Source organism: Flavobacterium sp. 3HN19-14, assembly GCF_051373205.1.
Taxonomy (GTDB): Bacteria; Bacteroidota; Bacteroidia; order Flavobacteriales; family Flavobacteriaceae; genus Flavobacterium.
On the sequence record NZ_JBPPZT010000001.1, the window covers coordinates 483886 to 500234 of the forward strand.

14 protein-coding genes and 2 pseudogenes are annotated in these 16349 nt (G+C 41.6%); 7 read left to right on the forward strand and 9 right to left on the reverse strand.

The genetic code is table 11. The features are described 5' to 3' along the window. Positions 1-32: 32 nt before the first annotated feature. Positions 33-1145, reverse strand: a complete 1113-nt coding sequence (locus ACSLFW_RS02505) for an NAD(P)/FAD-dependent oxidoreductase (protein WP_436554504.1) — start codon at positions 1143-1145, stop codon at positions 33-35. Between the two features lie 248 nt (positions 1146-1393). On the opposite strand from ACSLFW_RS02505, the gene ACSLFW_RS02510 reads away from it, so the two are divergent. The 5 genes from ACSLFW_RS02510 (at position 1394) to ACSLFW_RS02530 (ending at position 9048) form a co-directional block, all read left to right on the forward strand. Then, positions 1394-3052, forward strand: a complete 1659-nt coding sequence (locus ACSLFW_RS02510; RefSeq protein ID WP_436554505.1) for a reprolysin-like metallopeptidase — start codon at positions 1394-1396, stop codon at positions 3050-3052. A gap of 161 nt (positions 3053-3213) precedes the next feature. After that, positions 3214-5331 carry a GEVED domain-containing protein gene (locus ACSLFW_RS02515; RefSeq protein WP_436554506.1) on the forward strand — a complete coding sequence of 706 codons (2118 nt, stop codon included), beginning with the start codon at positions 3214-3216 and terminating at the stop codon, positions 5329-5331. Between the two features lie 96 nt (positions 5332-5427). Continuing rightward, on the forward strand, positions 5428-6642 hold the full coding sequence (locus tag ACSLFW_RS02520; RefSeq protein WP_436554507.1) for a toll/interleukin-1 receptor domain-containing protein: 1215 nt from the start codon (positions 5428-5430) through the stop codon (positions 6640-6642). An 87-nt stretch (positions 6643-6729) separates the two neighbouring features. Further along, entirely contained in the window at positions 6730-8631 is a 1902-nt protein-coding gene (locus tag ACSLFW_RS02525) for a S9 family peptidase (protein WP_436554508.1), read from the forward strand. Positions 8632-8637: 6 nt separating this feature from the next. Continuing rightward, positions 8638-9048 carry a nuclear transport factor 2 family protein gene (locus ACSLFW_RS02530; protein WP_436554509.1) on the forward strand — a complete coding sequence of 137 codons (411 nt, stop codon included), beginning with the start codon at positions 8638-8640 and terminating at the stop codon, positions 9046-9048. An 80-nt stretch (positions 9049-9128) separates the two neighbouring features. Here ACSLFW_RS02530 and ACSLFW_RS02535 read toward each other — a convergent pair whose 3' ends face one another. Both ACSLFW_RS02535 and ACSLFW_RS02540 read right to left on the reverse strand, forming a co-directional pair. Then, entirely contained in the window at positions 9129-9401 is a 273-nt protein-coding gene (locus ACSLFW_RS02535) for a hypothetical protein (RefSeq protein ID WP_436554510.1), read from the reverse strand. Continuing rightward, complete coding sequence (locus ACSLFW_RS02540; protein ID WP_436554511.1) at positions 9376-9627, reverse strand: SRPBCC family protein; 252 nt, start codon at positions 9625-9627, stop codon at positions 9376-9378. The genes ACSLFW_RS02535 and ACSLFW_RS02540 overlap by 26 nt, the downstream gene beginning before the upstream one ends. Before the next feature lie 213 nt (positions 9628-9840). On the opposite strand from ACSLFW_RS02540, the gene ACSLFW_RS02545 reads away from it, so the two are divergent. After that, positions 9841-10542, forward strand: coding sequence for a hypothetical protein (locus ACSLFW_RS02545; protein ID WP_436554512.1), 702 nt, complete (start codon positions 9841-9843; stop codon positions 10540-10542). Between the two features lie 94 nt (positions 10543-10636). On the opposite strand, the pseudogene accC reads toward ACSLFW_RS02545, so the two are convergent. The 6 genes and pseudogenes from accC to pdxA form a co-directional block, all read right to left on the reverse strand. After that, positions 10637-11985: pseudogene (gene accC, locus ACSLFW_RS02550) on the reverse strand (acetyl-CoA carboxylase biotin carboxylase subunit). 104 nt (positions 11986-12089) lie between these two features. Then, positions 12090-12575 carry an acetyl-CoA carboxylase biotin carboxyl carrier protein gene (accB, locus tag ACSLFW_RS02555; protein WP_436554513.1) on the reverse strand — a complete coding sequence of 162 codons (486 nt, stop codon included), beginning with the start codon at positions 12573-12575 and terminating at the stop codon, positions 12090-12092. A gap of 42 nt (positions 12576-12617) precedes the next feature. Further along, positions 12618-13606, reverse strand: a pseudogene (locus ACSLFW_RS02560) (beta-ketoacyl-ACP synthase III). A gap of 160 nt (positions 13607-13766) precedes the next feature. Then, the gene (rpmF, locus tag ACSLFW_RS02565) at positions 13767-13961 is read right to left on the reverse strand and encodes a 50S ribosomal protein L32 (RefSeq protein ID WP_436554514.1); all 195 of its coding nucleotides are present in this window, start codon (positions 13959-13961) and stop codon (positions 13767-13769) included. Between the two features lie 13 nt (positions 13962-13974). After that, entirely contained in the window at positions 13975-14532 is a 558-nt protein-coding gene (locus ACSLFW_RS02570; protein WP_436554515.1) for a YceD family protein, read from the reverse strand. A gap of 70 nt (positions 14533-14602) precedes the next feature. Next, positions 14603-15649, reverse strand: a complete 1047-nt coding sequence (pdxA, locus tag ACSLFW_RS02575) for a 4-hydroxythreonine-4-phosphate dehydrogenase PdxA (protein WP_436554516.1) — start codon at positions 15647-15649, stop codon at positions 14603-14605. 50 nt (positions 15650-15699) lie between these two features. On the opposite strand from pdxA, the gene ACSLFW_RS02580 reads away from it, so the two are divergent. After that, on the forward strand, positions 15700-16290 hold the full coding sequence (locus tag ACSLFW_RS02580) for a riboflavin synthase (protein WP_436554517.1): 591 nt from the start codon (positions 15700-15702) through the stop codon (positions 16288-16290). Positions 16291-16349: the final 59 nt, after the last annotated feature.

Genomic DNA, 16349 nt, shown 5'->3' on the forward strand with positions numbered 1-16349 from the left:
GGGCTGTTTCTTCTTTTGTATTTTTACCGCCATTATATCAAATCTGCTAATTCAGTTCCTATTAAGCTGCCGATCGCAACGCCCATTCCGCCCAATCTTACGCCGCAATATACATTTTGGGAAAGCTGTTCCACAATCGGGTTTTTACTGCTTCCCATCCCCATGATTCCGCTCCATCGGTGTTCGATTTCAAAATCGCGGCCAGGCAAAATTACTTCTTTTAGTAATCTTTCCAATTTATTCTGGACGATTTGTGTCTGCCCGAATTCGGTTGTCGTTTCGGTTTCAAAATCGAGGTTGCGGCCGCCGCCGAATAAAATCCGGTCGCCGATATTCCGGAAATAATAATAGCCGCGATCGAGGTGAAAGGTACCTTTTATGTCGAGATTCTCAATCGGCTTTGTGATTAAAACCTGCGCTCTTGCAGGTTTTACAGCGCCTTTTGTAAGTTCTGAAGCAAAAGCATTTGTGGCGAAAAGCAGTTTTTTTGTGGTGAATGAAAAATCACCGATATTCACCTCAACACCATTTTCTTTATCGTGAAAAGCATCGACGGTCTGTTGGTTTAAAATCAGGATATTTTCGGAAATCGCTAATTTTAAAAGTGCCTGCATCATATTCCCGGTATCGATTTGTGCTTCGAATGGATTATAAATACTGTATTCATGAATGCCGCCGAAACCAAAACGGTCAATTTGCTTGTTGAAAACATCGGCTTTGAAAATCGGTTTGATGATTTCGTTGATGAACGGAATTCTGGCCATACATTCTGAAAAACTGCTTTCATCTTCTTTCAAAAACAATTCGTAACCGCCATAAGGCTTGAAATCAATTGTCACATCACCTAGTTTTTTACGCAGTAAATGCAGGCCGCTCCATCTTTTTTGAATTAGGCTTATGACTTCTTCTTCAGAATGCGATTTAAGATCATCAAGGATTTCAGAAATACTCCCAAAGCAGGCAAAACCGGCATTTTTAGTGCTTGCACCTTGTGGCAGCATTCCTTTTTCAAGGATTAAAATACGGCTTTCAGGAAATCTTTCGCGCAAGCGTAACGCACAATGAAGACCGACAATACCACTTCCAACAATCGTAAAATCAATAGTTGTAAACCAATTTTTTATTTCCCAATAACTCAGGTGCATCTGTGAAAATTTTTATAAAAATAGATTTTTAGTAGCTAATTTCCATTTAGAAGCTGATTTATTTCAATATCGTTTTCCTATTAATCTATCAAAAGATGATGTTACAAAATACCATTCGTCGATGATTTTGTTAAATTATTGCGCTATGCTGAAAAAATTGTTACAAATATAAATTTTGAATTGTTTTTTAATTTTATATTTGAAATGTTAAATTATTATTAATCCCCCAAATCAAAACAGATTTATTTATGAAAAACAAACTACTTTCCGTTATTTTTATAGCAATGACGGGGTTTTCGTTTGCTCAGGGAACCACACCGTGGAGCAAAACAACCGTTAAATCTAACGCTGTTGTAATGGAGAACAAAACGGCACTAACAAATCCGCATCTGTTCTCACTCGATGCCAACAAGCTGAAAAACGCTCTGGTTACAGCCACTTCAAGGTTTTCAGGCACAAAAGGAATCACGATTTCTTTTCCGAACGCCGACGGGCAAATGGAAAACTTCAGGGTTTTCGAATTCTCCAACATGGATCCTGCGCTCGCGGCCAGGTATTCGGAAATCAAATCTTACGCCGGACAAGGCATTAACAATCCGTCGGCAACAATCCACTTCAGTATTTCACCACTTGGATTGGAAAGTATGGTGATTTATGCAGACAAATCGGCTGTTTTCATCGAGCCTTATACCAAAGATTTGAGCACTTATGCAGTTTACCGCAAATCAGATAAGATTGCTTCGCTTACAAAATTTGAATGTACGCTGATTGACAAAGCGAAAAAAGATATTACGACAAGTGCTTTGCGTCCGAATGCAGATGATGGGAATTTAAGGAATTTTCGCCTTGCGATGTCAGTAACAGGCGAATATACCGTTTATTTCGGGGGTACGAAAGCACTCGCCCTGGCTGCCATCAACGCAACAATGACACGTGTTAACGGCGTTTTTGAAAAAGATTTCGGCGTGCACATGAACCTGATTGCCAATACCGACACGGTAATTTACACCAGTGCGTCAACAGATCCTTATTCTGCTGCCGCGACCGGTGCTGATGGCGCGTGGAATCAGGAATTACAAACAACGTTAACCAACAACATCGGAAGTGCCAACTACGACATCGGTCACTTATTCGGTGCAACTGGCGGCGGCGGGAATGCAGGCTGTATCGGTTGTGTATGTAAAAATCCAACATCTTCTGTTCCGTTAGGAAAAGGAAGCGGATTTACCTCGCCAAACGACGGTATTCCGTCTGGAGATAATTTCGATATTGATTATGTAGCGCATGAAATCGGCTACCAATTTGGCGCGAACCACACTTTTACGCACAGTAACGAAGGAACAGGAGCGCAAATGGAACCCGGAAGCGGCTCGACGATCATGGGTTATGCAGGCATTACATCTTTGGATGTACAGCCGCACTCTGACCCGTTTTTCCATGCAATCAGCATCCAACAGGTGACTAATTATGTGAAATCTACAACTTGTCAGACCACGACCGTAACCGGAAATGCGATTCCGACTGCAAATGCCGGATTGGATTATACCATTCCGAAAAGCACACCGTTTATGTTAACAGGCGCTGGAACAGACGCCAATGGCGACACTTTGACTTATGACTGGGAAGAAATGGATAATGGAACAGCTGCGACTGCGCCAAGTGCTACGAAAACGACTGGCCCGAACTTCAGGTCTTATCCTGCGTCAACTTCTCCGGTAAGATATTTCCCAAAATTATCTTCAACGATTGCCAATTCGACTACGACTGCAGGAACTGAACTGACTGTTGAAGCGCTTTCTTCTGTAGCCAGAACGTTGAATTTCAGATTGACTGTTCGCGACAACCGCGCAGGCTGGCCAGCCAACAACAGCGACGATATGATCGTAACTGTGAACGCGACTGCCTGACCTTTTACGGTAAGCGCACCAAACACAGCCGTTTCATGGGCTGCAGGTTCTACGCAAACCGTAACCTGGAATGTTGCCGGAACAACCGCGAATGGTGTAAATGCTGCGAATGTTGACATCTTATTATCAACAGACGGTGGAAACACTATCCTGTAACCATTTTGGCAGGGACGCCAAACGACGGAACACAGACCATTACAGTTCCAAACAACGTTGGGACAGCTAATAGAATCATGGTTAAAGGAAGCAACCACATTTTCTTTGACATTTCAAATGTAAACTTTACAATTACTGCGGGTTCAACCGATACGACTGCGCCTTCTGCACCGACATCTTTAGCAGCTTCAGGCACTACGCAAACGACAACCAATCTTTCATGGACGGCTTCAACCGATAATGTTGGCGTTACAGGTTATGATGTGTATCAAGGTGGTGTTTTCAAAGCGAATGTAACTTCGACTTCTTATGCAGTAACGGGATTGACAGCTTCCACTGCTTATGCTTTCTATGTAATTGCGAAAGACGCTGCAGGAAACGCTTCAACAGCAAGTAACACCGTAAATGTTACAACTTTAGCTCCGGTTGCGGATACAACTGCTCCGACAGCACCCACTTCTTTGGCTGCGTCAGGAACAACTTCAACTACAACAAATTTATCATGGACAGCTTCAACAGATAATGTTGGTGTAACAGGATATGATGTTTATCAAGGTGGCGTTTTCAAAGCGACTGTTACAACAACTACTTACGCCGTTACCGGATTGACCGCATCTACTACTTATTCTTTCTATGTAATTGCAAAAGATGCGGCCGGAAATGCTTCAACTGCAAGTAACATCGTGAGTGTAACAACTTCTGCCGTGACAATTTCTTACTGCGCCTCACAAGGCGGCAGCGTTGCCGACGAGCAAATCGGCCGCGTTCAGGTGGGTACGATCAACAATGCTTCAACCGGCGGAACAGGTTATACAGATTTCACATCAATCTCTACCAACCTGACGCAAAATACCGCTTACACTTTAACCATTACGCCAAACTGGACAAGCACCGCTTACAGCGAAGGCTACGCCGCGTGGATTGACTTCAACAAAGACGGTGACTTTGCAGATGCGGGTGAGCAGATTTTCACAAAAGCGGCTTCAACGACAACTCCGGTTAGTGGTTCTTTCACCGTTCCGGCAACAGCAGCTTTAGGTACTACAAGAATGAGGGTTTCGATGAAATACAACGCAACACCAACTTCGTGTGAGGCTTTTTCTTACGGACAAGTAGAAGATTACACCGTAAATATCGTTGCGGGAACTGCCGATACAACTGCGCCAACGGCTCCGACTTCGTTAGCAGCTTCAGGCACAACCCAAACTACAACCAACCTTTCCTGGACGGCTTCAACAGACAATGTTGGCGTAACAGGATATGATGTGTACCAAGGCGCGACTTTGAAAGCAACTGTGACCACAACTTCATATGCAGTAACAGGACTGACTGCCGCTACCGCTTATACTTTCTCAGTAAAAGCAAAAGACGCCGCAGGAAATGTTTCTGCCTCAAGCAATGTTGTAAGCGTGACGACTTTGTCAAACACTGTTACTTATTGTACTTCACAAGGCAATAATACAGCGGATGAAAGAATCAGCAAAGTGGTTTTCGGAACCATCAACAATTCTTCAACGGGAACTGCCGGTTATGAAAACTTTACGACTGTATCTTCAAATGCTACAAGAGGAACGGCTTATACCATTACCGTCACTCCGGCATGGACAAGCACTGTTTACAGCGAAGGTTATGCGGTTTTCATCGATTACAACCATGATGGCGATTTTACCGATTCAGGCGAAACTGTTTTCACGAAAGCAGCTTCTACGACAACTCCGGCAACAGGCTCGTTCACGATTCCGGCAACTGCAACTTTGGGCGCTACGAGAATGCGGGTTTCGATGAAATACAACGCGATTCCAACAGCTTGTGAGGCTTTCTCTTACGGACAGGTTGAAGATTATACGTTAAACATCGTTTCAACTGCGAGAGAAAATGAAGAAGTCATCGCTTTAAAACCGGAATTCAAATTATTCCCGAACCCGGTTAAAGGTATGTTGCTAAATGTTTCTGACGTAAATGAAAATGCGACTTACAGAGTTGTAAATACTTTAGGCCAGGAAGTAGGCAAAGGCAAAATCGTAAACGGAACGATTTCTGTTTCAGATTTGACCGCCGGCGCTTATATGCTCGAAGTGACTTCTGAAGGACAAACGACTGTGAAGCGTTTTATCAAGCAGTAAATTTTTAAACATATTTTAAAAGCTATCCTTCGGGGTAGCTTTTTTTGTTATCACTTTGTTGAGTATATTTGAAAGGTAATATTTTTACAATAGTAAATGGAAAAGAAAGTATTTATTACCTATTCTTGGGATAACGATTCCCATAAAGACTGGGTAAGACATTTAGCAGATAAATTGATTGAAAGCGGGATAGATGTATTCTTAGATCAATATGACATAGCTCCTGGCGAAAGTTTTACGCAATTTATGGAGAAATCTATTGAAGAAAGTGACAAGGTATTGGTAATCCTTACGCCAACTTATCGAAAAAAGTCTCTAAACCGTAATGGAGGCGTTGGGTATGAACAACAAATCATATCCGGAGAAATCATGTATGGAATAAATCGAAAAAAGTTTATTCCCCTGCTTGTTGAAGGATCTTACGACAATGATGAAAGTTGCGCTATTCCAACTCATTTTAAAGGAATTGCCACAATAGACTTCAGACAAAAAGCTGAATTTGACGCTATGATTGAAATTCTGGTTAGGACGATTTATGAAAAACCAAAATTATTAAAGCCGGAAAAAGGTAAAAATCCCTACTTAACCAGCCCAGAAATAAAAACTTTTCATATCCCCTTAGATGGAAATTTCATCCCGATTCAAGATGAAATACTTATGATGGATATGTATTCTCAGATATCAGATTACAGAAAACTTCAGAAACCTTATAAAATCGAATTTAAAATAGAAGAAGTATCAGAAATTCATCAAAAATATTTGTCACTGTGCGACAGGTCTGACTTGTCTACAGATGAGATTAGAACAAAATTAAATTACAGGGAGTGGTTAAATTCAAATTTCTTCTGGGGCACTTCCAATATATATGAAAAACTTCAATCTGCGATGGAAAATATTATAGATTTAAGTTTTGAAAAATTTCATTATCTTAACAGTATTAATGATTTAACTACATGTATTAATAGCTGTTTTAAATTATTCAGCGCTAATCAATATAATTTATCAGGAAGAAGTTTCGATGTCTTTAACAATGCTAAAAACTGGTCTTTTAAAATTTATTTGGGTGACGATGAGGTGCAAAAATTGTTATCGGTTTTTGGTATCAAGGAAAAATTTGAACATGGGCATTCAATGCTTTTAAGTGCGCTTGGAGGATTAGATGTCTTTGATTTGTACCCAGAAACTTTAAAATTTCAGGCCATTCCCAGACAAGCATATCGCTACACATATGATGAATTTTATAAAAGAATAAATATTGACGAAAAAGAAGAATATTTTAATATCGGGACATGGAAAATAGGCCTCGCATAAGTATTATTAAATTCCCTCTCTCCGTGAAACCCCTTTCCCTTTTGCCATTAAACTTCAAATTCCCTACTTTTACAAAAAATCCAACCAATGAAAAAAATCCTCTTCCTAACCCTCATCACAATGGGAATAACCGCTTCCGCACAAAATGTAATGTCACCTGAAACCTTGTGGAAACTTGGCCGTGTAAGTGCACTTGGCATCTCAAAAGACACGAAAGACATTATTTACAAAGTGACTTTTCCTTCTGTCGAGGAAAATAAGTCGAATTCAAAATATTATTCGATTCCCGTAACCGGCGGAAAAGCCACCGAAATCACAGAATACAAAGCATTGCTGAACGACAAAAACGTTTCGCCTGACGGAAAATACATCGTCTACAACGACGAAGTGAAAATCGACAAAATCCACGGCAAAGACTTCTATCCGGAATTAGAAAAATCCGACGTTCAAATCTACAACGGCCTGGATTACCGCCATTGGGACACCTGGAACGAAGGCAAATTCAACCACGTTTTCTACAAGGAAAATAAAGAAAATGCCGAAGGAAAAGACATCCTTCCGGGCGAAAGTTTCGATTCACCACAAAAGCCTTTCGGCGGCGACGAAGATTACATCTGGTCGCCTGACAGCAAAAGCATTTTGTATGTGTGCAAGAAAAAAGCCGGCACCGCTTATGCCATTTCAACCAACACCGACATCTACGAATACAATCTTGAAACCGGTAAAACCACGAACCGCACCGAAGGTAATTTAGGCTATGATACCGCACCGCAATTCTCCCCAACAGGCAATTTGACCTGGCTGCAAATGAAACGCGACGGTTACGAAGCCGACAAAAATGACCTCATCGTAAGTTTCAAAGGAATGAACATCAACCTGACCGCAGGTTGGGATGGCACCGTTGAAAGTTTTATGTGGAGCGCTGATGGAAAGAAAGTCTACTTCCAGGCACCAATCGATGGGACGTTACAATTGTTCGAAGTGAACTTTCCCGGACTGACAAAAATCGCAGTGACGGTTACGCAAATTACAAACGGCGATTTTGATGTGGCAGGAATCGCTGGCCTTTCAGGCGATAACATTATCTTGTCAAGAACCGACATGAACCATGCGGCCGAATTGTATTCGTATAATTTAAAGAAGAAAACTTGGCTGAAATTGACATCGGTTAACGACGAAACTTACAGTAAATTGACGTTAAGCAAAATCGAAAGACGGTATGTCACCACAACCGATAACAAAAAAATGCTCGTTTGGGTGATTTTGCCTCCGAATTTCGATGCTTCAAAAAAATATCCGACACTATTATACTGCCAGGGCGGGCTGCAATCGCCACTCACGCAATTCTATTCTTTCCGTTGGAATTTCCAATTGATGGCGGCTAATGGATACGTAGTCGTAGCGCCAAACCGTCGCGGCATGCAAGGCCACGGTGTTGAATGGAATGAGCAAATCAGCAAGGATTGGGGCGGACAGGTCATGAAGGATTATCTTTCGGCAATTGACGATGTAGCTAAAGAAAATTACGTCGATAAAGCGCGTTTAGGCTGTGTCGGCGCAAGTTATGGCGGATATTCTGTGTTTTATCTGGCCGGAATTCACAACAATCGCTTCAAGACTTTTATCGCGCATGACGGTGTTTTCAACACGCAATCAATGTTCGGGACTACTGAAGAAGTTTTCTTCAACAACTGGGATTTCGGCGGCGCTTATTGGGAAAAAGACAATGCCGTGGCGCAAAAAGCCTACAACGAATTCAATCCGGCGACAATGGTAGAAAAATGGAACAAGCCAATTCTTATCGTTCAGGGCGGAAAAGATTACCGTGTGCCAATCGGACAAGGACAGGAAGCATTTCAGGCAGCACAATTGCGCGGCCTTAAAAGCCGTTTGCTGTATTTCCCGGAAGAGAACCACTGGGTTTTGAAACCGCAGAATGCAATTGTCTGGCAGCGCGAATTTTATAAATGGCTGAAGGAAACGCTGTAATTTGTCATGAATGCCAATTCATCCCAAAACAAAGAAACCGTAACCGCTTTCCTCAAAATGATGGAAGAACGCCGATCGGTAAAAGAACTAGAGCAATTCTACCATCCCGATATCGAACAGGTTGAATTCCCGAATGCCATCCTGAAAGCTACTGCCATTCGCAATCTTGACGATTTAAAAGCCGGTGCTGAAAGAGGCAGCAAATTAATGTCGAAAGAAACCTACGAAATCCGGAACCTGCATGCCTTTGACAACAGTGTCATTCTAGAAGCAGTCTGGAAAGGTACTTTATCGATACCTGTCGGAAACCTTGCTGCCGGCGATACTATGGTCGCTTATTTTGCACAATTTTTTGAATTTAAAGACGGGAAGATTTACAGGCAGCGCAATTACGATTGTTTTGAACCTTTCGTATAATCTAAAACAAAAGGGACGAAGCACAAAGGCGCGAGGGAAAAATACTTTGCGCCTTTGTGCCTTCATGTCTTCGGGGTGAATTATCTCGCAAGCAGCGCATCAAGATTTTCCATTCCCATCGTAAATCCTTCCTGAAATCCGGTATCCAGCGTCTTTTCGAGGTCTGCAACCGAATCGTATTGGATATGGATGTTTACAGTTGTGACCGGTTCTTCTTTCGCCTCAAAAGACACTTTCCATAATGACCTTGGGAAGTCGTTCGTAACTGCGCCGTTTTCATCACAAAAAGCATCGAGTCCCGAAAAACTTTTTAAGGTGTCTACCGATTTATAATCTGTCCTGCTCCAGTGCACATCGCCTTTTGGACACCGTCATCGAGTACAGCCAAAAACCATCAGTTTTAAAATCCATTGATTTGGTTTTGTTCACATACGGTTTCGGCGCCCACCACTGGTCGAGCTGATCGGCCTCCGTCCATGCAGTCCAAACCCTGTCGAGGGTGGCTTCAAATTCGCGTTTTACATTAATTTGCTTGTTTTCTTTATCTATGGAAAAATCCAGTAAAAGTTCTTTTTTCATGTTTTCATTATTTTAAGAATTTCAAAAATCAATATCAAGCTCAAAAATCAAGTGCCTGAATTGCGACAATGATTGAATTTTGAAATTGAAATTGCCTTTTGAAATTGTTCTCTATTAAAGTTACGCCACTTTTTTGAAGATGGAAAAAGTTTATATTTTCTTTAATACACGAACAGGATGAAAAGTGCGTTATATCTTACTAATCCATTGAAAATGAAAAGAATCATACTGCTTGTTTTGTTTTGTACCATTTCATGTAAGGAAACTTCAGGGCAGGAAATCAAAAAAAATACTTCGGAATATAATCAGGATTACACTTCCTTAAAAGAAGAAATTCTGGATAAAAGAATTGATTTTCTCAAAAGTTATGTTTCGGCAGGAAATGCCAAAAAAGATAGCATCATCAAGCTTTCCCGAGATTATATTTTTGAAAAAATCACATCCGATATTTTTAACCAATGGTACGGAACACAATGGAATTTCTACGGACAGACAAAAATCCCAAGGCATGGAAAAATTGCCTGTGGTTATTTCGTAACTACGGTTTTAAGCGATGCCGGTTTTAATATCCCCGGGGATGAATGGGCGAAGCTTGCTTCGGAAACGTTTATCGTCAGGCTCACAAAAAATGTAAAGCGGTTTCAGGGAAAACCTGTCGGCGATGTGATCACTTATCTCAAAACCAAAGGCAACGGACTCTATATGGTCGGTTTAGATTGCCATACCGGATTTGTATATGTAAAAGACGGCGAGGCAAGATTCGTACATTCCAATTATTACGAACCCGAAATTGGTGTCATGTCGCAGGATTTGGATAGCAGCAACCCTTTGAAAGCGTCAAAATACAGAATTTTGGGTAGATTACTCGACGATGAAATGATAAAGAATTGGATTCTCAATAAAGAATATAAATAGTGTTCAGTGTTCAAAATTAAAAAAAGCGACCCAAATCTGAATCGCTTTTTTTATTTATAAAGTTGGACTGATCACCGAATCTGATCATTGATCACTATTCTTCCGGATTGTTCATTTTAAAATCATCCATAAAAGCCGTAGTATAATCACCAGCTACATATCTCGGATCATCCATTAATTGTCTGTGGAACGGAATCGTAGTTTTCACGCCTTCGATTACGAATTCATCCAAAGCTCTTTTCATTTTATTGATCGCTTCCTGACGTGTTTGCGCAGTCGTAATCAACTTCGCAATCATAGAATCATAATTCGGCGGGATTGAGTAACCTGAATACACATGCGTGTCTAAACGGACTCCATGTCCGCCCGGCGTATGCAAAGTCGTAATCCTTCCCGGTGACGGACGGAAATCGTTATACGGATCTTCCGCATTGATACGGCATTCGATAGCGTGCAATTGCGGCAAGTAATTCTTACCTGAAATCGGCACACCGGCAGCCACTAAAATCTGCTCGCGGATCAAATCGTAATCAATCACCTGTTCTGTAATCGGTGTTCTACCTGGATACGCGTGTTCATTTCCATGAAGTAGAAATTTCTGTGCTTGTCAACCAAAAATTCTACTGTTCCGGCACCTTCATATTTAATGTATTCGGCAGCTTTTACGGCAGCTTCACCCATTTTCGCACGCAATTCGTCGGTCATGAATGGAGATGGTGTTTCTTCAGTCAGCTTTTGGTGACGTCTCTGAACAGAACAATCTCTTTCAGACAAGTGACAGGCTTTTCCATAAGAATCTCCAACCACCTGAATTTCGATATGGCGTGGTTCTTCGATTAACTTTTCAAGGTACATACCGTCATTTCCGAACGCTGCAGCCGATTCCTGGCGCGCGCTTTCCCATGACTTCAGTAAATCTTCTTCTTTCCAGACGGCGCGCATTCCTTTTCCTCCACCTCCGGCTGTTGCCTTGAGCATTACGGGAAAACCGAATTCTCTCGCCAATCCGAGTGCCTGTTCGTAAGATTCTAAAATTCCTACAGAACCCGGAACGCATGGTACGCCGGCTTCAATCATCGTTGATTTCGCAGAAGCTTTATCACCCATCCTGTCAATCATTTCAGGAGAAGCGCCGATAAATTTGATACCGTGTTCCTGGCAGATTTTAGAGAATTTTGCGTTTTCAGAAAGGAATCCGTAACCCGGGTGTATGGCGTCTGCATTGGTGATTTCCGCAGCAGCGATAATGCTTGACATTTTAAGGTAAGACAGGTTGCTTGGCGGCTGCCCGATACAAACGGCTTCGTCGGCAAAGCGAACGTGAAGGCTGTCGGCATCGGCAGTTGAATAAACTGCAACGGTCTTGATGCCCATTTCGCGACACGTCCTGATGACGCGCAACGCGATTTCTCCACGGTTGGCAATTAATATTTTTTTAAACATCTTTTTTGAATTTGAAAATTAGACAATTTGAAAATTAGACAATTAGATAATCCAGAAATCGTTCGCTGCAAAATCTGAAATCTAAAATCTGAAATCTAAAATTCTTAAGATGGGTCAACTAAAAATAAAGGTTGATCAAATTCTACAGGAGACATGTCGTCAACAAGAATTTTTACGATTTTTCCTGAAACTTCCGATTCGATTTCGTTGAAAAGTTTCATCGCCTCGATTACGCAAAGCACATCTCCTTTTGAAATCGAGCTTCCAACCTCAACAAACATTGGTTTGTCAGGAGATGGTTTTCTGTAGAAAGTACCGATAATCGGCGATTTGATGGTTACATATTTTGAAGTGTCATCTGCTGCAGGAGCTGCCGCCGGTGCTGATGGTGCTGCTGCAGGAGCCGTTGCAGGAGCTGCAGTTTGCGGCAATTGTGCCGGCATTGCTTGTTGCACGTAAGTGATTTCCGGCGTGTGGCCTTCCAGTGTAGTCCTGATTGTAATTTTTACGTCGTTCATTTCCAGCTTCACTTCAGCAACGCCCGAATTGGAAACAAATTTAATCAGGTTTTGAATCTCTTTTAAATCCATAATATTCGTTTTAGTTATAGTTTGTCTTGGTGTTTTGTTTGCTTAATAGGCCCATTTCAACCAGATTGAACCCCAGGTAAATCCGCCGCCGAAAGCAGCAAAAATCAGGTTATCGCCCTTTTTGAATTTATCTTCGAAATCACTCAGCAACAATGGCAACGTTCCTGAAGTCGTGTTCCCGTATCTGTGAATGTTGATCAATACCTTGTCTTCTTCAAGGTTCATTCGGCTTGCCGTGGCATCGATGATCCTTTTGTTGGCCTGGTGCGCGATGAGGAAATCTACATCGTCGTTGGTCAGGTTATTGCGCTGCATGATCTTTTCGCTTACGTCTGCCATTCCGGAAACGGCATATTTGTAAACCGTTTTTCCGTCCTGAAAAACCGTGTGCTGTTTGGCATCAACAGTTTCCTGCGACGTTGGTAAGATTGATCCGCCTGCGTCAATTTTTAAGAATTCGCGTCCGATACCGTCTGATTTAAGGATTTCGTCCTGTAATCCCAGCCCTTCGTAATTCGGTTCGAAAAGCACGGCTCCGGCACCATCGCCAAAAATAATACAGGTGGCACGGTCGGTATAATCAATGATTGATGACATTTTATCGGCACCAATCAGTAAAACTTTTTTATAACGCCCTGATTGTATGTAAGCAGCGGCGGTCGACATTCCGAATAAAAACCCGGAACAGGCGGCCTGCAAATCATACGCGAAAGCGTTTACGGCACCAATTTCCGTGGCAACGTAAACGGCTGTCGAAGCCACCGGCATATCGGCTGTAGCGGTTGCTACCAAAACCAAATCGATGTCTTCAGGGTTGATGTTCTTTCTGGCGAATAAATCCTGTGCGGCTTTTATGGCGAGGAACGAGGTTCCTTTTCCTTCTTCTTTTAAATGCGGCGCTCCTTGATTCCGGTGCGCGTGGTAATCCATTCATCATTGGTATCGACCATGGTTTCGAGCACTTTGTTGGATAAAACAAAGTCCGGCACATAGCCTCCGACAGCAGTAATTGCGGCTGTAATTGTACTCATATAGTTGTTGTTTTTCTACTCAAATCGTTGATTTGAAAAGAGGTGGAAATTACAAAAAAATTTCTAAACCTGAATATTTTAAGGCTGCTTATTTGCAAAATTGTAAATAACAAAAAACTCCCACAGAGTGAGAGTTCGTGTAATTTATTCCGCTAAAGTATTAAGCAAGAGCAACTTGTTTGTCAATAACAACTTGTCCTCTGTAGTACATTTTACCTTCGTGCCAGTAAGCTCTGTGGTATAAGTGTGCTTCGCCTGTTACAGGGCAAGTAGCGATTTGTGCTACGGTCGCTTTATAGTGGGTTCTTCTTTTGTCTCTTCTTGTTTTGGAAACTTTTCTCTTAGGATGTGCCATTTTATTGTATTATTTATCCGTTAATAGTTGTTTTAATTTGTCCCATCGCGGTCCGTATCTTCTTTTTTCTTTCTTTTTTGGTCTCTTTAACCCTTAATTCATTGAGCTTGTCAAGTGCTGCCGATTTTAAAGTGCCGTCTTTTATACCGGGATGAACCCTTTTGAACGGAATAGAAAGCACAATCATCTCATAAATCACCTGCGAAAGGTCAATCTGGTGCTCGCCGTGCGGCAAAATGAGCAACTCATCATTGTCATTGTTGAACGCATCTCCAAACTGAACCACCAATCGGAGTTTTCCTTTGACCGGCTGGTCAAACATTTCCCCGGTGGTATCGCAAGGTACATAAACTGTGCCTTTGTGCTTGAAATTGAGTTCGAGCATGTTGCTTTTCTTCTCTAAAACCACATTTACTTTGATGTCACAACTTTCAAATTCGTCGTAATCAAAGCTCTCAAAGAACTTTTTGTTAATCTGAAACTCAAACTGATGCTTTCCTAACTTTAATCCTACAAAAGGAATTAAAAACTCATTCAACTGCTTCATCTCACCAATATTAGTACCCATCATGAAATTCAAAACGGGTGTGCAAAGATATAAATTTATCGCAAATCCAAAAGGGTTATAAACATTTTTTTGTTTATAAATGCTTTTCCTTTGTTTTTAAGGGTTTTTTGCTGATTTCAGCGTATTGATTTCTCGAATTATAAATGTCAATCGCCAGATAAACAGCTTCTTTGAACGAATTGAAATCGGCTTTGTCTTTCCCGGCAATGTCATAAGCCGTTCCGTGGTCGGGCGAAGTTCTGATTTTATCGAGTCCGGCCGTATAATTCACGCCTCCGCCAAAAGATAATGTCTTAAACGGCACCAATCCCTGGTCGTGGTAGGCCGCAATTACAGCGTCATATTTTTCATATTGCCCGCTTCCGAAGAATCGATCGGCAGGATACTGACTGAAAACCATCGTGCCTTTTTCGAACATTTTTTTGATTACCGGACGAATGATCATTTCGTCTTCTTTTCCGATTACGCCACCATCTCCCGCATGCGGATTCAACCCCAAAACCGCGATTTTAGGTTTGTTGATGCTAAAATCCTGAATTAGCGATTGTCTTACCGTTTCGATTTTTTGTTTGATTAAAGCTTCCGTCAAATGCGACGCCACTTCGTTTACAGGAACGTGATCGGTCAATAATCCTACGCGCAGATTGTCTTTTACCATTAACATCAAAGCGTTGCCTTCTAATTCCTGATTCAAATAATCGGTGTGCCCGGGAAATTTAAATTCTTCCGATTGTATGTTGTATTTGTTGATTGGAGCCGTCACTAAAACATCGATTTCTCCCGATTTCAATGCATTCGTAGCGGTAACAAAAGATTTTATGGCAAATTCACCAACAACCGGATCATTTACGCCATATTCCAGATTGATATTTTCTCTCCAAACGTTCAACACGTTGATTTTTCCGGTAAGGATTTGGGAAAGATTGTCGATGCCGTGTAAAAGCGCCGTAGACTCGAAACTTTTCCTGAGGAAAGACAGCGTTTTCACATTCGCAAAAATAACAGGCGTGCACAATTCGAGCATGCGGTTGTCTTCGAAAGTCTTTAAAACGACTTCGCTTCCGATACCGTTCAAATCTCCAATTGAAATGCCGACAATTATATTTTCTGCCTTTTTCATGTTATTTATTGCTAATTTTGAGGCACAAATTTAGTAAAATAAAACCGAAAATGTTTACAGGAATTATAGAATCGCTCGGCACGGTGCGCGACCTTAAAAAAGAAGGCGACAATCTGCATATCACCGTTTTTTCTTCGATTACGAATGAACTTAAAATCGACCAGAGTGTTTCCCATAATGGCGTTTGCCTGACCATCGTTGCCATTAATAATGATGAATATACGGTAACGGCCATTCGTGAAACTTTAGAAAAAACGAATCTTTCCGACTGGAAAACCGGCGACACCGTAAACCTGGAGCGCGCCATGAAACTCGGTGACCGCCTTGACGGGCACATCGTTCAGGGACACGTTGACCAGATTGGCACCTGCAAAAGCATTGAAAACGCCAACGGCAGCTGGTATTATACTTTTGAATATGACGCTTTGCTGAATAACATTACGATTGAAAAAGGCTCAATCACCGTCAATGGGGTGAGTTTAACGGTTGTGAATTCTAAGCAAAATGAATTTTCGGTCGCAATCATTCCTTATACTTATGAGCACACGAATTTTAATGCTTTTGAAGTCGGCACGCGAATTAATCTCGAATTTGACGTGATTGGGAAATATGTTTCGAAGTTGCATTTGTATAAAAAATGATTGGCCACGAATTTCACGAATTCTCACAAATTAATTCGTGCCAATTCGTGGAATTCGTG

Coding starts and splice junctions, on each gene's coding strand:
- ACSLFW_RS02505 (WP_436554504.1), bottom strand. CDS start 1,145: ATGCACCTGAGTTATTGGGAAATAAAAAATTGGTTTACAACTATTGAT.
- ACSLFW_RS02510 (WP_436554505.1), top strand. CDS start 1,394: ATGAAAAACAAACTACTTTCCGTTATTTTTATAGCAATGACGGGGTTT.
- ACSLFW_RS02520 (WP_436554507.1), top strand. CDS start 5,428: ATGGAAAAGAAAGTATTTATTACCTATTCTTGGGATAACGATTCCCAT.
- ACSLFW_RS02525 (WP_436554508.1), top strand. CDS start 6,730: ATGAAAAAAATCCTCTTCCTAACCCTCATCACAATGGGAATAACCGCT.
- ACSLFW_RS02530 (WP_436554509.1), top strand. CDS start 8,638: ATGAATGCCAATTCATCCCAAAACAAAGAAACCGTAACCGCTTTCCTC.
- ACSLFW_RS02540 (WP_436554511.1), bottom strand. CDS start 9,627: ATGAAAAAAGAACTTTTACTGGATTTTTCCATAGATAAAGAAAACAAG.
- ACSLFW_RS02545 (WP_436554512.1), top strand. CDS start 9,841: ATGAAAAGAATCATACTGCTTGTTTTGTTTTGTACCATTTCATGTAAG.
- accB (WP_436554513.1), bottom strand. CDS start 12,575: ATGGATTTAAAAGAGATTCAAAACCTGATTAAATTTGTTTCCAATTCG.
- rpmF (WP_436554514.1), bottom strand. CDS start 13,961: ATGGCACATCCTAAGAGAAAAGTTTCCAAAACAAGAAGAGACAAAAGA.
- ACSLFW_RS02570 (WP_436554515.1), bottom strand. CDS start 14,532: ATGATGGGTACTAATATTGGTGAGATGAAGCAGTTGAATGAGTTTTTA.
- pdxA (WP_436554516.1), bottom strand. CDS start 15,649: ATGAAAAAGGCAGAAAATATAATTGTCGGCATTTCAATTGGAGATTTG.
- ACSLFW_RS02580 (WP_436554517.1), top strand. CDS start 15,700: ATGTTTACAGGAATTATAGAATCGCTCGGCACGGTGCGCGACCTTAAA.